The sequence below is a fragment of the Rhodococcus sp. D-6 genome, from assembly GCF_040256695.1.
Taxonomy (GTDB): Bacteria; Actinomycetota; Actinomycetes; order Mycobacteriales; family Mycobacteriaceae; genus Rhodococcus; species Rhodococcus pyridinivorans.
Map to the genome: position 1 here is coordinate 2,249,454 of NZ_CP132970.1, position 15,822 is coordinate 2,265,275.

Genomic DNA, 15,822 nt, shown 5'->3' on the forward strand with positions numbered 1-15,822 from the left:
AGAACTCGGTGCCCGGAGAGAATCCGCGCTCAGAGATCAAAGAGAAGCAGCGATCCGATCGCCGATCTCGGTGGTCACGATCGGACCGGGACCACGATTCGCGAGGTCGGCCTCGACGGCCCGCTCGACGCGTGCAGCATCCTCCTCGCGCCCGAGATGGCGCAGCAGCAAGGCGGTGGACAGGATCGCCGCGGTGGGATCGGCGATGCCCTTGCCGGCGATGTCCGGTGCCGAGCCGTGGACCGGTTCGAACATCGACGGGTTGGTGCCCGAGGCGTCGATGTTGCCGCTCGCGGCAAGGCCGATACCGCCGGTTACGGCGCCGGCGAGGTCGGTGATGATGTCGCCGAACAGGTTGTCGGTGACGATGACGTCGAAGCGCGACGGGTCGTCGACCATGTAGATGGTCGCGGCGTCGATGTGACAGTAGGCCGTGGTGACCTCAGGGAACTCCTTGCCGACGGTCTCGACGGCGCGGGTCCAGATGGCGCCGGCGTTCGACAGCACGTTCGTCTTGTGGATGAGCGTGACGTGCTTGCGGCGGGTCTGCGCGAGCTCGAAGGCGTAGCGGACCACGCGCTCGGCTCCGAACCAGGTGTTCACCGAGACCTCGGTGGCGATCTCGTGCGGGGTGCCGACGCGGATCGCTCCCCCGTTGCCGGTGTACGGGCCCTCGGTGCCCTCGCGGACGACGACGAAGTCGATCTCGTGGTCGGCGGCGAGCGGCGACTTCGAGCCCGGGTACAGGCGCGACGGCCGCAGGTTGACGTGGTGGTCGAGTGCGAACCGCATGTTCAGGAGGAGACCGCGTTCGAGGATGCCCGGCGTGACCGACGGATCGCCGATGGCACCGAGGAGGATCGCGTCGTGCTCGCGGATCGCGGCGAGATCGGCATCGGGCAGGAGTTCGCCGGTCGCGTTGTACCGGCGGGCACCGAGGTCGTACTCGGTCGTCTCGAGATCCGGGACGAGGGCGCGGAGCACCTTGAGAGCTTCCGCCGTGACCTCGACACCGATGCCGTCACCTGGGATGACCGCAAGTTTCATGAGCACTACTCACTTCCTGTGCGACGGTGGCCGCGACCGTGCAGACGGTCGCGGCCACCGGATGATGGAGAACCGAAGGATCAGGACAGGTCGACCTGGGCGACGCGCGCGTCGAGCGCCTCGGTGATCTGTCCGACCTCGGCGTCGCCGACGACGCGGTCGACACGGAGGATCACGGTGGCGCCGGGGCCCTCCGCGTCCTGGCTCAGCGCCGCGGCCTGGATGTCGATGCTCGCGTTGCCGAGCACGGTGCCCAGCGTTCCGAGGACACCCGGACGGTCCTGGTAGTGGACGATCAGGTTGTGGCCCTCGGCGCGGAGGTCGAAGCTGCGGCTGTTGATGTTGACGATCTTCTCGACCTGCTGCAGGCCGGTGAGCGCACCCGCGACGGACGTGACGTGTCCGTCCGGCGCCACGGCGCGGACCTCGACGGCGCTGCGGTGCGTGGTGGCCTCGCTGACCTTCTCGACCTCGACCGTCACGCCGCGCTGCTCCGCGAGCTTGGGGGCGTTGACGAAGGTGACGGGCTCGTCGCTGCTCGCCGAGAACAGGCCGCGGAGGGCGGCCAGGCCGAGAATGTCGGTGTTCTCGGCCGAGAGCTCACCGCTGACGACGACCTGCACGTTCTGCACGGCCTCGGGCGAGAGGGTGCCGGCGAGCAGACCGAGCTTGCGAACGAGCTCGAGCCACGGCGCGACCTCCTCGCCCACGGGGCCACCGGAGACGTTGACGGCATCGGGCACGAACTCGCCGGCGAGGGCGAGCAGCACGCTCTTGGCAACGTCGGTACCGGCGCGGTCCTGGGCCTCGGCGGTGGATGCACCGAGGTGCGGGGTGACGACGACGTTGTCGAGGTCGAACAGCTTCGAATCGGTGCACGGCTCGGTCTCGAAGACGTCGAGGCCGGCAGCGCGGACCTTGCCTTCGACGAGCGCGTCGTACAGCGCGTCCTCGTCGATCAGGCCACCGCGGGCGGCGTTGACGATGATGACGCCGTCCTTGGCCTTGGACAGACGCTCGGCGTTGATCAGGCCGGCGGTCTCCTTGGTCTTGGGCAGGTGCACCGAGATGAAGTCGGCGCGGGCGACCAGCTCGTCGATGTCGACGAGCTCGATGCCGAGCTGTGCGGCGCGGGCGGCCGGCAAGTAGGGGTCGTACGCGATGACGTGGGTTTCGAACGCCGCGAGACGCTGGGCGAACAGCTGGCCGATGCGGCCGAGGCCGACGACGCCGACCGTCTTGCCGAGGATTTCGGTGCCGTTGAAGCTCGACCGCTTCCAGGTGCGCTCACGCAGGGTGCGGTCGGCGGCGGGAACCTGCCGCGCCGCGGACATGAGGAGCGCGACCGCGTGCTCGGCGGCGGAGTGGATGTTGGAGGTGGGCGCGTTGACGACCATCACACCGCGCTCGGTGGCAGCAGCGATGTCGACGTTGTCGAGGCCGACACCGGCGCGACCGACGATCTTGAGGTTGGGCGCCGCAGCGAGCACCTCGGCGTCGACGGTGGTCGCGGAGCGGACCAGCAGCGCCTGGGCCTCGGGCACGGCCGCGAGCAGGGCGGGGCGGTCGGGGCCGTCGACCCAGCGCACCTCGACACCGTCACCGAGCGCATCGACGGTCGACTGCGCAAGCTTGTCGGCGATCAGGACTACTGGACGGCCATTCTGGCTCACGTGCGGACTCCCTGTGTCGTGAATGTGTGAGTGGTCGACGGCGCTCGCGCCCGACAGCATGCGTGGGCACCCGCGACCGCCCACAGTTTAGTGCCCCGGCCCCTCCCACGGGGCCACCGGGACCGGGATCACGGTGGTGCGGGCCGATCCTTCCGCGGGGGCGGGACGATGTCCTGCGGGGGTGCGTCGAGCACACTGCGCTCGATGCCGGGCTGGTTCCGGTGCCGGAAGGCCACCACGGCAGTGCGGACGGTCGGATGGAATCGACCGGCCCCGAAGCGATTCCCCGATTGCATCCGGTGCAACTTGTCCTTGACCGGCCCCTTCATCGCGGCGAAGGCGAGCCGTATCCCCCTGTGGGCGAGGTAGTCGTCGAGACGTTCGATCTCCTCGACGGCGCTGATATCTAGATCCGTGATCGGTTCGGCCGCGAGTACCACCCACTCGATACGGTCCTCGCGTTCGCGGACGAGTTCACGGACGAACTTCGTGAGGATCACACCGTTCGCGAAGAACAGCGGAGCGTCGAATCGCACGAGCACGAGACCCGGGATGCGGTGGCCCTCGGGATGCCGCTCCCGGTCGTGATATCCGGCGATGTTCTCGAGTTCGACGAGTTCGGTCCGGTGGGGTTGCCAGGCACGCACGATCACGACCGCCAACGACAATGCGATCGCGACGAGTACACCCCTCAACACACCGGCGAGACCGACCGCCACGAATGCGGCGAAGGACAAACAGAATTCGATCTTGTTGACCCGCCACAGGCGACCGAGCCCCTTCGCATCGACGAGCGCACTCGCCGCGGCGATCACGACGGCAGCGAGCGCGGCCTGCGGCAGGTACGCCGTCGCCCCCGGCGCGGCGAGCAGGAAGATCGCGACCGTCACCGCTCCGAAGGCACCCGCGAGCTGGGTACGCGCTCCGGCCTGTTCGAGGACGGGAGTGCGACTGCCGCTGCCGCAGATGGGGAATCCGCCCGTCGCACCGGCTGCGATGTTCACCACACCGAGGGCGCGCATCTCGGAACTGCCGTCCACGTCCTCGCCCCGTCGGAGCGCGAACGAGCGCGACAGCACCGCGGTGTCGGCGAACGCGATGACGGCGACCGCGACCGCGGGTGCGAGCAGTTCGATCACGTCTCCCCGTTCGATACCGCCCAGAACGGGCGCGGGGATCCCGGAGGGCAGCGCCCCCACCATCTCCACCCGATCGGTGAGCCCGAACACCTCGACCGCCGCGGAGGCGGCGACCACCGCGACGAGCACCGCGGGTATGCGGGGAACGACCTTCTGCAGCACGAGGATCACAGCGAGGGTGCCGGCGCCGAGGAGAAGTCCGACCGGTTCGACACCGTCCTCGAAGACGTCGTCGACGACGTCGAGAACCTCGGCGACGACACCGGATTCGTCGGCCGAGGTGCCCAGCAGGAGCGGGAGCTGCCCGACGATGACGATGATCGCGATCGCGTTGAGGAAACCGACCCGGATCGGTGTGGAGAGCAGATAGGTCAGGAATCCGAAGCGGAGTATCCCCCCGACGAGGAGGATCGCCCCGACGAGGAGGGCGAGCACACCGGCGAGGGCGACCGCACGCTGCGGGTCACCGTCGGCGGCGAGCGGGATCACCGCGGCCGCGATGAGCGGGGCGAGCGCGGAATCCGGTCCGAGCACGAGGATCCGGGACGGACCGACCACCGCGTACACGAGCATCGGCACCACTGTCGCGTAGAGACCGGTGTAGGGCGGCAGTCCCGCCGCCTGGGCATATCCCATGCCGGTGGGGACGAGCAGGGCGCTGAGCGCGAGACCCGCCGTGACGTCGCCCCGCAGCCACCCCCGCCGGTAGGACCGTGCGGTGGCGACACCCGGGAGCCGCCCGAACGCGGCGAGGAGCCACATCAGCCAAGTATCCTCCGCGGCCTCGGCCCGTGGCTGCGACATCGCTCACGCGCACCGACGACGGCGGCCCGGCACCCCGTAGGGGTACCGGGCCGCCGTGACCGGATCAGGTGGCTGTCACGCCGTCTCGGTGATGGGGCGATCGACCCAGCTCATCAGGTCGCGCAGCTGCTTGCCGACAACCTCGATGCCGTGCTCGGCGTTCTGCTTGCGCAGACCTTCGAGCTCCTTGTTTCCGCCCTCGACGTTGGCGACGAGACGCTTGACGAAGGTGCCGTCCTGGATGTCCTTCAGGATCTCCTTCATGCGCTCCTTGGTGCCGGCGTCGATGACGCGCGGGCCGGAGAGGTAGCCGCCGAACTCCGCGGTGTCGGACACCGAGTAGTTCATGCGGGCGATGCCACCCTCGTACATGAGGTCGACGATGAGCTTGAGCTCGTGGAGAACCTCGAAGTAGGCCATCTCGGGGGCGTAGCCCGCCTCGACCATGACGTCGAAGCCGGTCTTGACGAGCTCCTCGGTGCCACCGCAGAGCACGGCCTGCTCGCCGAAGAGGTCGGTCTCGGTCTCTTCCTTGAAGGTGGTCTTGATGACGCCGGCCCGGGTGCCGCCGATGCCCTTGGCGTAGGACAGCGCGAGCGCCTGGCCCTCACCCTTGGGGTCCTGATGGACGGCGATGAGCGCGGGAACGCCCTTGCCGTCGACGAACTGACGACGCACGAGGTGGCCGGGGCCCTTGGGGGCGACCATCGCGACGGTCACGTTCTCCGGAGCGGTGATGAGACCGAAGTGGATGTTGAGGCCGTGGCCGAAGAACAGCGCGTCGCCGTCCTTCAGGTTGGGCTCGATGTCGTTGGTGAAGATCGACGCCTGGGCGGTGTCGGGCGCGAGGATCATGATGACGTCGGCCCACTCGGAGACCTCGGCGGGGGTGCCGACGGTGAGACCGGCTTCCTCGGCCTTGGCCCGCGACTTCGAGCCCTCCTTCAGACCGATGCGAACGTCGACGCCCGAGTCGCGCAGGCTCAGCGAGTGCGCGTGTCCCTGACTGCCGTAGCCGATGACGGCGACCTTACGACCCTGGATGATCGACAGGTCGGCATCGTCGTCGTAGAACATCTCGACTGCCACAGTGATTACCTCTTTCAGCAAGTATGGGTGTGTTAAGGCTAACGGGTAGCCGTGATGGACTTCGGACCGCGTCCGACGGCGACGACACCGGACTGGACGATCTCGCGGATTCCGTACGGTTCGAGCATGCGCAACAGCGCGTCGAGCTTGGACCGCGTACCGGTCGCCTCGATGGTCAGCGACTCGGGCGAGACGTCGATCACCTTGGCGCGGAACAGATTCACCGTCTCGATGACCTGGGTGCGTACACTCGCGTCGGCGCGCACCTTGATGAGCACGAGTTCGCGGGCGACGGACGCCTCGTCCTCCTGCTCGACGATCTTGATGACGTTGACGAGCTTGTTGAGCTGCTTGGTGACCTGCTCGAGCGGGAACTCGTCGACGGTCACCACGATCGTCATCCGCGAGATGTCGGGCACCTCGGTGCCACCGACGGCAAGGGATTCGATGTTGAAGCCGCGTCGCGAGAACAGCGATGCGACTCGGGCGAGCACGCCCGGCTTGTCCTCGACGAGAACACTGAGGGTGTGACTCGTGCTCACTTGGTCTCCTCCTGGGCCGCAGCGTTCTCGCTGCGGGTTTCGAGCGCGTCGATGGTCTCGTGGATGACGGCGGGATCGTCGGCAGCGGCGTCGTCGTCGAACAGCGGCCGGATGTCGCGAGCCGCCATGATCTCGTCGTTGCTCGTGCCGGCGGCGACCATCGGCCACACCTGCGCGTCCTTGCCGACGATGAAGTCGATCACGACGGGACGATCGTTGACCTCCTGCGCCCGGCGGATCGCAGGCTCGACGTCTTCCTCGCGCTCGACGCGGATGCCCACGCAGCCGAGGGCCTCGGCGAGCTTGACGAAGTCGGGGATGCGTAGCGAGTGCGTCGCCAGGTCGGTGTTCGAGTATCGCTCCTCGTAGAAGAGGGTCTGCCACTGCCGGACCATGCCGAGATTGCCGTTGTTGATGAGCGCGACCTTGATCGGCACACCCTCGACGGCGCACGTCGCGAGTTCCTGGTTGGTCATCTGGAAGCAGCCGTCGCCGTCGATGGCCCACACCTCGGTGTCGGGGCAACCCATCTTGGCGCCCATCGCGGCGGGCACCGCGTAGCCCATGGTGCCGAGACCACCGGAGTTGAGCCAGGTGCGCGGCTTCTCGTAGTCGACGAACTGCGCCGCCCACATCTGGTGCTGACCGACGCCTGCGCAGTAGATCGCGTCGGGACCGGCGAGCTTACCGACGGCCTGGATGACGTACTGCGGCGACAGGGTGTCGTCGGTGGGACGGTCGTAGCTCAGCGGGTAGGTGCGACGGATGTCGTCGAGGTAGGCCCACCATGCCGTGTAGTCGAGCTTCGTGCCGGTCGCCAGGTCGGCGCGGATCGCCTCGAGCAGTTCGACGATGACCTCCTTGCAGTCACCGACGATCGGCACGTCGGCGTGCCGGTTCTTGCCGATCTCCGCCGGGTCGATGTCGGCGTGGATGACCTTGGCGTCGGGCGCGAAGGAGTCCAGCTGACCGGTGACGCGGTCGTCGAAGCGGGCACCGAGGGTGATGAGCAGGTCACTCTTCTGCAGTGCGGCCACCGCGGCGACGTTGCCGTGCATGCCGGGCATGCCGCAGTGCAGGTTGTGACTGTCGGGGAACGCACCGCGGGCCATGAGCGTCGTAACGACCGGGATGCCGGTCAGCTCGGCGAGCTCGAGCAGCTCGGCCGACGCCTCGGCCTTGATGACACCGCCGCCGACGTACAGCACCGGGTTCTTCGCGTCGGCGATCAGTCGCGCGGCCTCGCGGACCTGCTTGCCGTGCGGCTTCGTCACCGGGCGGTAGCCGGGCAGGTGCATCTTCGGCGGCCAGCTGAAGGTGGTCTGTGCCTGGAGGATGTCCTTGGGGATGTCGACGAGGACCGCGCCCGGTCGGCCCGAGGAGGCGAGATAGAACGCCTCGGCCAGGATGCGCGGGATGTCGGCGCCGTCGGTGACCAGGAAGTTGTGCTTCGTGATCGGCATCGTGATGCCGGAGATGTCGGCTTCCTGGAAGGCGTCGGTACCGATGAGCGGGCGACCGACCTGGCCGGTGATCGCGACGAGGGGCACGGAGTCCATCTGCGCGTCGGCGAGCGGGGTGACGAGGTTCGTCGCGCCCGGACCGGAAGTGGCCATGCACACGCCGACCTTGCCGGTGGCCTGGGCGTAACCGGTGGCAGCGTGCCCGGCGCCCTGCTCGTGACGGACGAGCACGTGGCGCACGCGCCGCGAATCGAAGATCGGGTCGTAGACGGGCAGGATCGCGCCGCCGGGAATGCCGAATACCGTGTCGACCTCGAGTTCCTCGAGTGCGCGGACCACCGACTGGGCGCCGGTGACCCGCTCGGGGGCGACCTGGCGTCGATTGGCGGGCTGCGTCGCGGCAGCTGCGGGAGTCGGGGTGGCGGACCCCGGCTTTCGCGGCGAGGGTTGAGGCCGTGCGGTTGGTGCGCTCACTGCGAATTCCTCTGATTCTGGCTCCGGGCAACAAAAAACCCTCGTCAGCAAGTCTGCTGTACGAGGGTGGCGCGTCGTGGGCGAGTTGCGAAATGCGGCTCAGGCGACGACGCGCCGGCCGATTACGAGCAACCCATTCTGATTCACGCGCTCGACGGTAGGCGCATGGTGTCCAGACAGTCAACTTGGTGCGGTCCACTGTCCCAGAATGTGAGATGCCGCGGCTGCAGTGCGAAGATGTAGAGGTGTCATCTTCCCAGCAGCCCGTGCCACCGCCCCCATCATCCCACACGCCCGATTCGACGACGCAGGTCATCCAGATCTCGCGACTGTCCTTCCTCGCGTGCGCTCTGCTGTTCCTCGCCCTCGCCTCCCCCGCGCTGGCGTGGCCGGAGGCCTTCGCATGGACGCTGATCATCCCGTTCCTCGTCGCCGCCTGGGTCGTGCGGGTACGCACCGTCGTCGGCCCCGAGGGCATCGTCGCGCGAGCGACCTTCAAGACGACGAACCTGAAGTGGGACGAACTCGACGGCCTCCGGTTCCCGAAGCGGGGCTGGGCCCGCGCACGGCTCACCGACGGCAGCGAGGTCGCACTGCCGGTCGTCACCTTCGGCCGGCTGCCGCAGCTGTCGGAGGCCAGCGGAGGCCGCATCACCGATCCGTACGCGGCCGCACAGCTCGCCGAGGAGAAGGCATTCCGCGAGAAGGCGGCCGCCGAAGCCGGTCCGGATGCCGAAACCACCGACGACGCAGTCACCGTCGAGAAGAAGGGGGACCGCTCCTCCTGATCCTCGCGACCGGGTGCGAATAGAGGCATCCGGAAGCACGCGAGTAGATTCGTCGGTGCCGTTGCCCGGATCCGCCCAGCCCGGCGCCCGGACGCGGCCCGGCCGATTGCGCACCAGTCACCGTCAAGGAAGTCAGCCCATGCCCCCGTTGAGGTCACGCACCACCACCGTCGGACGAAACGCCGCGGGAGCGCGCTCCCTGTGGCGCGCCACCGGCCTGACCGATTCCGACTTCGGCAAGCCGATCGTCGCCATCGCGAACTCCTACACGCAGTTCGTACCCGGTCACGTCCACCTCAAGGACGTCGGTGAGATCGTCGCGAAGGCCGTGCGCGAAGCGGGCGGCGTGGCGCGCGAGTTCCACACCATCGCAGTCGACGACGGCATCGCCATGGGCCACGGCGGCATGCTCTACTCGCTGCCGAGCCGCGAGATCATCGCCGACTCCGTCGAATACATGGTCAACGCGCACACCGCCGATGCACTGGTGTGCATCTCGAACTGCGACAAGATCACCCCGGGCATGCTCAATGCCGCGATGCGCCTGAACATCCCGACGGTCTTCGTCTCCGGTGGTCCGATGGAGGCCGGCAAGGCGGTCGTCGTCAACGGTGTCGCGCAGGCCCCCACCGACCTCATCACCGCCATCTCGGCCTCCGCCAGCGAGGCCGTCGACGACGCGGGACTCGACGAGGTCGAGCGCAGCGCGTGCCCGACCTGCGGTTCGTGCTCGGGCATGTTCACCGCAAACTCGATGAACTGCCTCACCGAGGCTCTCGGTCTCGCGCTGCCCGGCAACGGTTCGACCCTCGCCACCCACGAGGCGCGACGCGCACTGTTCGAGACCGCCGGCCGGACGATCGTCGAGGCCGCCCTGCGCTACTACCGCGACGACGACGAGTCGGTGCTTCCGCGCAACATCGCCACCCCGGCCGCCTTCCGCAACGCAATGGCGCTCGACGTCGCCATGGGTGGTTCCACCAACACCGTGCTGCACACCCTCGCCGCCGCGCAGGAGGGTGAGGTCGACTTCGATCTCACCACCATCGACGAGATCAGCCGCCGGGTGCCCTGCCTGGCGAAGGTCTCCCCGAACTCCGACTACCACATGGAGGACGTGCACCGCGCCGGCGGAATCCCCGCCATCCTCGGCGAGCTGCGCCGCGGTGGTCTGCTCGAGACCGACGTCTCCACGGTCCACACGAAGAGCTTCGACGAGTGGCTCGACACCTGGGACATCCGTTCCGGCAAGGCGTCCGAGACGGCCCTCGAACTGTTCCACGCCGCACCGGGCGGTGTGCGCACCACCGAACCGTTCTCGACGGACAACCGCTGGTCGTCGCTCGACACCGATGCCGCGAACGGTTGCATCCGCGACATCGAGCACGCCTACACCGTCGAGGGCGGCTTGTGCGTGCTGCGCGGCAATCTCGCACCGGACGGCGCGATCCTCAAGACCGCCGGTATCGACGAGGATCTGTTCCACTTCGAGGGCCCGGCCTACGTCGTCGAGTCGCAGGAGGAGGCCGTCTCGGTCATCCTCGGCAAGAAGATCAAGGCCGGCGACGTCGTCGTCGTCCGCTACGAGGGCCCGGCCGGCGGCCCCGGCATGCAGGAGATGCTGCACCCGACCTCCTTCCTCAAGGGCATCGGTCTGGGCAAGGTGTGTGCCCTGATCACCGACGGTCGCTTCTCGGGCGGCACCTCCGGTCTGTCCATCGGGCACGTCTCCCCCGAGGCCGCGTCCGGTGGTGTGATCGGCCTGATCGAGCAGGGCGACCGGATCCGCATCGACGTCGCGACCCGCACCCTCGAGGTGCTCGTCGAGGACGAGGTGCTCGCGGATCGTCGCGCGAAGATGGAGGCCTCCGAGCGTCCGTGGCAGCCCGTCGACCGTGAGCGCACGGTCTCGAAGGCACTGCGCGCCTACGCCGCTCTGGCGACCTCCGCCGACAAGGGTGCCGTCCGGCGCGTGCCGTAACACCTCACGACAGCAGGAACGAGGGCCCCGCGATCATCCCGATCGCGGGGCCCTCGCCTGGTGTCCGTCCTTCGTATGTCAGCGTCCGAAGATCCACAGGCACACGCCGGCCGCCACACCCAGCAGCAGCACGACGAACGAGCCCAGGAACGGACGCGTCGCCCACCCGCGTCGTCCGTCGATCGCGATGCGTCCCGGTCCGGTGAGGGTGATCGCCACCGCGCAGGCGACGAGGAGGGCCTCGAATTCGAAGCCCGACGATTCGGCGGCGAAGAACTGGACGCCCGGTTCGAGTTCGTGCTTGAACAGCACCGCGTTGACCATGATCGCGACGATCGCGGCAGCGGCGAACGGGGTGAGCAGACCCAGGACGAGCAGTCCTCCGGCTGCGATCTCACCGACCGCGCCGACGATCGCGAGCACGGCGGGCTGCTGGTATCCCGCATCGCGGAGCAACGACTCGAAACCGTCGAGTCCAGGCCCGTTCCACAGACCCACCAGCTTCTGCAGTCCGTGGGCGACGAGGATCGCCCCGACCGCCGCACGCAGGACGAACAGACCGAGGTCGAGCGTTCCGCGGCGCACCTTCGCCGGGGCCTGTTCGCCGGCGACCACCGCGCCGCCCGTATCCGCACCGTAGACCGGCTCCGGCCGGTACATCTGCTCGGTGGGAGCGGCGTAGGCGTCGCTGCCGAGGGGAGTTCCGCCTGCGCCGAAGTCATCGTCGGATCCGAGATACGACTCGCGTGGTCGGTGCATCTCGAGTGTGTGCTCGTCGGGCTGGTTTCCGTAGGAACTCGAACCCGCGTCCGGTATGCCACCGTTCTTGTTGTCGGCCACGCTCCCAGCCTAGGCCCGTGACTGCCCCCACACCCGGCATCCGCGGGTGCGCGCGTCGTGCCGGTAACGTTTGCGGCATGACACGGGGTACGCGGTGGACGGGTTCGTGGGGCGTACGTGCGGCAGCGGCGGCGCTCGCCGTCGGAGTCCTCGCCGTCCCGTCCTGCGCCCGCTTCGACGACTCCGCATCGAGCCCGTTCACTCCCGAACCCACCTTCGATCCGGGACCGGGCGTCGGGCCCCAGGACCCCACCGAGACGACCACGCCGAGCGCCTCCCCCAAGCCTCCGGGGCCGTGTGTCGATCCCGACCCGTCCGTGATCGCGACCTGCCTCGACGTCACCGGCGGCCTGGTGACGATGCCCGACGGCAACTCCGCGCTCGTCACCGAGCGCCGGACGGGTCGGATACTGCAGGTCGCGCCGGAGACCGAGCCGGTGGAGATCGCGACGATCCCGGTCGATGGATCCGGGGACGGTGGGCTCCTGGACGTGGCACTCTCCCCCACCTTCGCCGAGGACCGACTGCTCTACGCCTACATCACCACGGCCTCGGACAACCGCGTGGTCCGCATCGCCGCGGGCGACACTCCCAAGGACGTGCTGACGGGAATCCCGCGCGGCGCGACGGGCAATTCCGGCGCCATCGAATTCGTCTCGCCCACCGAGCTCGCCGTCCTGACCGGCGACGCCGGAAACGCAGCGGCCGCAAACGATCCGAACGTCCTGTCCGGCAAGCTCCTGAACCTGCCGCTCCCGGCACCCGGCGCAGCACCCACTCCCTCGGTGATGCTGTCGGGGATCGGCACCGCGGGCGATGTGTGCCGCGATCCGAACGGCAACCTGTGGATCACCGACCGCACTCCCCTCGAGGACCGGCTCCAACGTGTCGGGGTCGACGGCTCGACCGGCACCGGCCCGGCCTGGACGTGGCCCGAGCGGCCCGGTGTCGCCGGGTGCGCGGCGGCTCCCGACGGGATCGCGATCTCGCTCACCGACGCGAAGGCCGTCGCGGTCGTTGCTACCGATCCGGGGACCGGCGCGGTCACGGCGTCCCCCGTCCTCGCGGCGGAGGACCGCTACGGCATGCTGCGCGGCGCCTCTTCGTCGCCCGACGGCCTGCTGTGGGTCTCGACGGTCAACAAGTCCGGCGCCGAACCGGGACCGAACGACGACCGCGTCATCCGCATCCAGTTCCCGGTCGGTGGCGGCGGATTCGACTGATCATGCCCGCCCCGGTGTCTCCGCCGCAGCGGGGTGGTGGAGCAGCCCCGCGAGCATCGGGAGAACGAGGACGGTGACGGCGCCCGCCGCCACGAGGATCGACGCGCTCGCGTTCGTCATCTGATCGGCACTCACCGCGACGCCGGTGACCGCGACGATCAGTGGCAGACCCGTAGTGGAGTACAGGGCGATCTGCAGTTGTTCGGCGGTTCCGAACATGCGGTTGCCGGTCTCGTCGCGTTCGAGGCGCGATGCGACGAACACCGGTACACCCCTCACCAGGACGAGCAGTCCGAGGAATGCCAGCAGGATCCCCGGGGCACTCACGACGGCACCGACGTCGATCGCCATGCCCGAGGTGACGAAGAAGATCGGGATGAGGAAGCCGTAGCCCAGACCGTCGAGCTTCTTCTCGAGCCGCTCGTCGCCCGCCGGGATCGTGCGGCGCAGGATGAAACCGGCCGCGAAGGCCCCGAGAATGATGTCGAGATCGAAGACGGCCGCGACGGCGATGAGTCCGACGAGCAGCAACATCGTCAGGCGCACCGGGATCTGGGCGGTGGTGTCGGAGCCGAGCCGGACGAACTGGGTGAACCGTGAGCCCTCCCGCAGGATCCAGGTCGGCAGCACGGCGACGGCGACGGCCACGACCGCGAACGCCAGCAGGACGATCAGCGAGCCGAGTGCGCCGCGCGCACCGAGCAGGGTCGCCATGGCCACGACGGGCAGCAGCTCTCCGAACGCCCCGTGGTTGAGCACCGAGCGTCCGAGTGGGGTCGCGACGAGCCCGCGGTCGGCGAGGATCGGCAGGAGCGTCCCCAGCGCTGTGGATGTCAGGGCGATCGCCACGGCAATCTCGGCGTGCACCTGGCCGACCGCTCCCAGGGCGGCGACGGTACCGAGCGCCAACAGCATGCACACGCACCAGGTGAGCATCGCGCGGCGCCCACCCCGCCCGCGCAACTCGGCGGGGTCGATCTCGTATCCGGCGAGCAGGAAGAGCATCCCCAGGCCGAGTTCGCGCAGGATGCCGATCTCGCTGCCCGTCTCCGCGAGGTCGAACGCGTAGGGGCCGATGAGGACACCGGTCACCAGCAGCAGCACGACCTCGGGCACCAGCCGACGCGGGACGGCGCCGGCGATCAGCGGTGCCAGCACCGCCGCGACGGCGATCCAGAACAGCGAGGTGGCGACAGCAGCGTCCATGCGCCGCTACTCTAGCCGCGCAAGATCAACTGCACGCAGCGATGACGAGTTCCTTCACGCGCGCCGGATCGGCCTGTCCGCGAGTGGCCTTCATGACGTCGCCGACGATCTTGCCGGCCGCCTGAACCTTGCCGGAGCGGATCTTGTCGGCGATGTCGGGGTTGGCGGCCAGCGCGGCGTCGACCGCGGCCTGCAGCGCCGAATCGTCGCGCACGACCTCGAGACCGCGAGCGGCGACCACCTCGTCGGGCTCGCCCTCACCGGCGAGCACACCGTCGACGACCTGACGGGCCAGCTTGTTCGTCAGCTTGCCGTCGGCCACCAGCGCGATGACGCGGGCGACCTGTTCGGGTGTGATAGGCAGTTCGGCGAGTTCGACACCGCGGGTGTTGGCCTGCTGGGCCAGGTAGGCGACCCACCACGAGCGGGCCTCCGAGGCGGGGGCGCCGGCCTCGGTGGTCGCGATGACGAGGTCGAGCGCTCCGGCGTTGACGAGGTCGCGCATCTCCTCGTCGGAGACACCCCAGTCGGCCTGGATGCGGGCGCGGCGCAGCCACGGCAGCTCGGGCAGCGTCGCGCGCAGCTCTTCGACCCAGGCGGCGTCGGGCGCGATCGGCTCGAGGTCGGGCTCCGGGAAGTAGCGGTAGTCCTCGGCGGTCTCCTTGCGGCGACCGGGCGAGGTGGTGCCGTCGGCCTCCTGGAAGTGCCGGGTCTCCTGGATCACCTCACCACCGGAGACCAGTACGGCCGCCTGGCGCCGCATCTCGTAGCGCACGGCCACCTCGACGGACTTGAGGGAGTTGACGTTCTTCGTCTCGGTGCGGGTACCGAACTCCTTCGCGCCGATGGGCATCAGCGAGATGTTCGCGTCGCACCGCATCGAACCCTGGTCCATGCGGACGTCGGAGACGTCGAGTGCCTCGAGCAGGTCGCGCAGGGCGGTGACGTAGGCGCGGGCGACCTCGGGGGCGCGCTCGCCGGCACCGACGATCGGCTTGGTGACGATCTCGACGAGCGGCACACCGGCGCGGTTGTAGTCGAGCAGCGAGTGGCTCGCACCGTGGATGCGACCGGTGGCGCCACCGACGTGCAGCGACTTGCCGGTGTCCTCCTCCATGTGCGCGCGCTCGATGTCGACCCGCCAGGTGGTGCCGTCATCGAGTACGACATCGAGATATCCGTCGGTGGCGATCGGCTCGTCGTACTGCGAAATCTGGTAGTTCTTCGGCTGATCCGGGTAGAAGTAGTTCTTACGCGCGAAGCGACCCCACGGGGTGATCGAGCAGTTCAGCGCGAGGCCGATGCGGATCGCGGACTCGACCGCGGCCTGGTTGACGACGGGCAGCGCCCCCGGCAGACCGAGGCAGACCGGACACACCTGCGTGTTGGGCTCGGCGCCGAAGGTGGTCGGGCAGCCGCAGAACATCTTGGTGGCGGTGTGCAGCTCGACGTGCACCTCCATGCCCATCACGGGCTCGAACTTCGCGAGCACGTCGTCGTAGGCGAGCAGGTCAGCGGACACGGAGGCAGTCATGGTGTCGATTTTAGACGGC

General features: G+C 68.8%; 12 protein-coding genes. 3 read left to right on the plus strand and 9 right to left on the minus strand.

The window, feature by feature from the left end:
* Positions 1–36: 36 nt before the first annotated feature.
* The 6 genes from RBB84_RS10630 to RBB84_RS10655 form a co-directional block, all read right to left on the minus strand.
* Entirely contained in the window at positions 37–1,047 is a 1,011-nt protein-coding gene (locus tag RBB84_RS10630; protein WP_033097800.1) for a 3-isopropylmalate dehydrogenase, read from the minus strand.
* An 80-nt stretch (positions 1,048–1,127) separates the two neighbouring features.
* Complete coding sequence (gene serA / locus RBB84_RS10635) at positions 1,128–2,720, minus strand: phosphoglycerate dehydrogenase (RefSeq protein WP_006554532.1); 1,593 nt, start codon at positions 2,718–2,720, stop codon at positions 1,128–1,130.
* 128 nt (positions 2,721–2,848) lie between these two features.
* Positions 2,849–4,621 (minus strand): SulP family inorganic anion transporter, encoded by a 1,773-nt coding sequence (locus tag RBB84_RS10640; protein WP_033097750.1) that lies wholly within the window; start codon positions 4,619–4,621, stop codon positions 2,849–2,851.
* 117 nt (positions 4,622–4,738) lie between these two features.
* A complete protein-coding gene (gene ilvC / locus RBB84_RS10645; protein ID WP_170318577.1) occupies positions 4,739–5,740 on the minus strand; it encodes a ketol-acid reductoisomerase in 1,002 nt (333 codons plus the stop codon).
* A gap of 50 nt (positions 5,741–5,790) precedes the next feature.
* Entirely contained in the window at positions 5,791–6,294 is a 504-nt protein-coding gene (gene ilvN / locus RBB84_RS10650; protein ID WP_006554535.1) for an acetolactate synthase small subunit, read from the minus strand.
* On the minus strand, positions 6,291–8,231 hold the full coding sequence (locus RBB84_RS10655) for an acetolactate synthase large subunit (protein WP_082920932.1): 1,941 nt from the start codon (positions 8,229–8,231) through the stop codon (positions 6,291–6,293). Before RBB84_RS10655 ends, ilvN begins: the two co-directional genes overlap by 4 nt.
* A 266-nt stretch (positions 8,232–8,497) precedes the next feature.
* Between RBB84_RS10655 and RBB84_RS10660 the strand changes: the two genes are divergently transcribed.
* Positions 8,498–9,019: a PH domain-containing protein gene (locus RBB84_RS10660; RefSeq protein WP_033097748.1), complete on the plus strand. Its 522-nt coding sequence runs from the start codon at positions 8,498–8,500 to the stop codon at positions 9,017–9,019.
* A gap of 139 nt (positions 9,020–9,158) precedes the next feature.
* A complete protein-coding gene (gene ilvD / locus RBB84_RS10665) occupies positions 9,159–11,000 on the plus strand; it encodes a dihydroxy-acid dehydratase (RefSeq protein WP_024101385.1) in 1,842 nt (613 codons plus the stop codon).
* 78 nt (positions 11,001–11,078) lie between these two features.
* On the opposite strand, the gene RBB84_RS10670 is transcribed toward ilvD, so the two are convergent.
* Positions 11,079–11,840 carry a DoxX family protein gene (locus RBB84_RS10670; protein ID WP_006554539.1) on the minus strand — a complete coding sequence of 254 codons (762 nt, stop codon included), beginning with the start codon at positions 11,838–11,840 and terminating at the stop codon, positions 11,079–11,081.
* A gap of 77 nt (positions 11,841–11,917) precedes the next feature.
* Here RBB84_RS10670 and RBB84_RS10675 point away from each other — a divergent pair, with 77 nt between their 5' ends.
* Entirely contained in the window at positions 11,918–13,063 is a 1,146-nt protein-coding gene (locus RBB84_RS10675) for a PQQ-dependent sugar dehydrogenase (protein ID WP_033097747.1), read from the plus strand.
* Here RBB84_RS10675 and RBB84_RS10680 read toward each other — a convergent pair whose 3' ends face one another.
* Positions 13,064–14,269, minus strand: coding sequence for a cation:proton antiporter (locus RBB84_RS10680; RefSeq protein WP_033097746.1), 1,206 nt, complete (start codon positions 14,267–14,269; stop codon positions 13,064–13,066).
* Between the two features lie 25 nt (positions 14,270–14,294).
* Positions 14,295–15,803 (minus strand): Asp-tRNA(Asn)/Glu-tRNA(Gln) amidotransferase subunit GatB, encoded by a 1,509-nt coding sequence (gene gatB / locus RBB84_RS10685; protein WP_006554542.1) that lies wholly within the window; start codon positions 15,801–15,803, stop codon positions 14,295–14,297.
* Positions 15,804–15,822: the final 19 nt, after the last annotated feature.

What these genes read in the sequence shown, in the direction of transcription:
- RBB84_RS10675 (WP_033097747.1), top strand. Translation starts at nt 11,918, where the DNA reads ATGACACGGGGTACGCGGTGGACGGGTTCGTGGGGCGTACGTGCGGCA.
- RBB84_RS10640 (WP_033097750.1), bottom strand. Translation starts at nt 4,621, where the DNA reads ATGTGGCTCCTCGCCGCGTTCGGGCGGCTCCCGGGTGTCGCCACCGCA.
- ilvD (WP_024101385.1), top strand. Translation starts at nt 9,159, where the DNA reads ATGCCCCCGTTGAGGTCACGCACCACCACCGTCGGACGAAACGCCGCG.
- RBB84_RS10680 (WP_033097746.1), bottom strand. Translation starts at nt 14,269, where the DNA reads ATGGACGCTGCTGTCGCCACCTCGCTGTTCTGGATCGCCGTCGCGGCG.
- RBB84_RS10630 (WP_033097800.1), bottom strand. Translation starts at nt 1,047, where the DNA reads ATGAAACTTGCGGTCATCCCAGGTGACGGCATCGGTGTCGAGGTCACG.
- ilvC (WP_170318577.1), bottom strand. Translation starts at nt 5,740, where the DNA reads ATGTTCTACGACGACGATGCCGACCTGTCGATCATCCAGGGTCGTAAG.
- gatB (WP_006554542.1), bottom strand. Translation starts at nt 15,803, where the DNA reads ATGACTGCCTCCGTGTCCGCTGACCTGCTCGCCTACGACGACGTGCTC.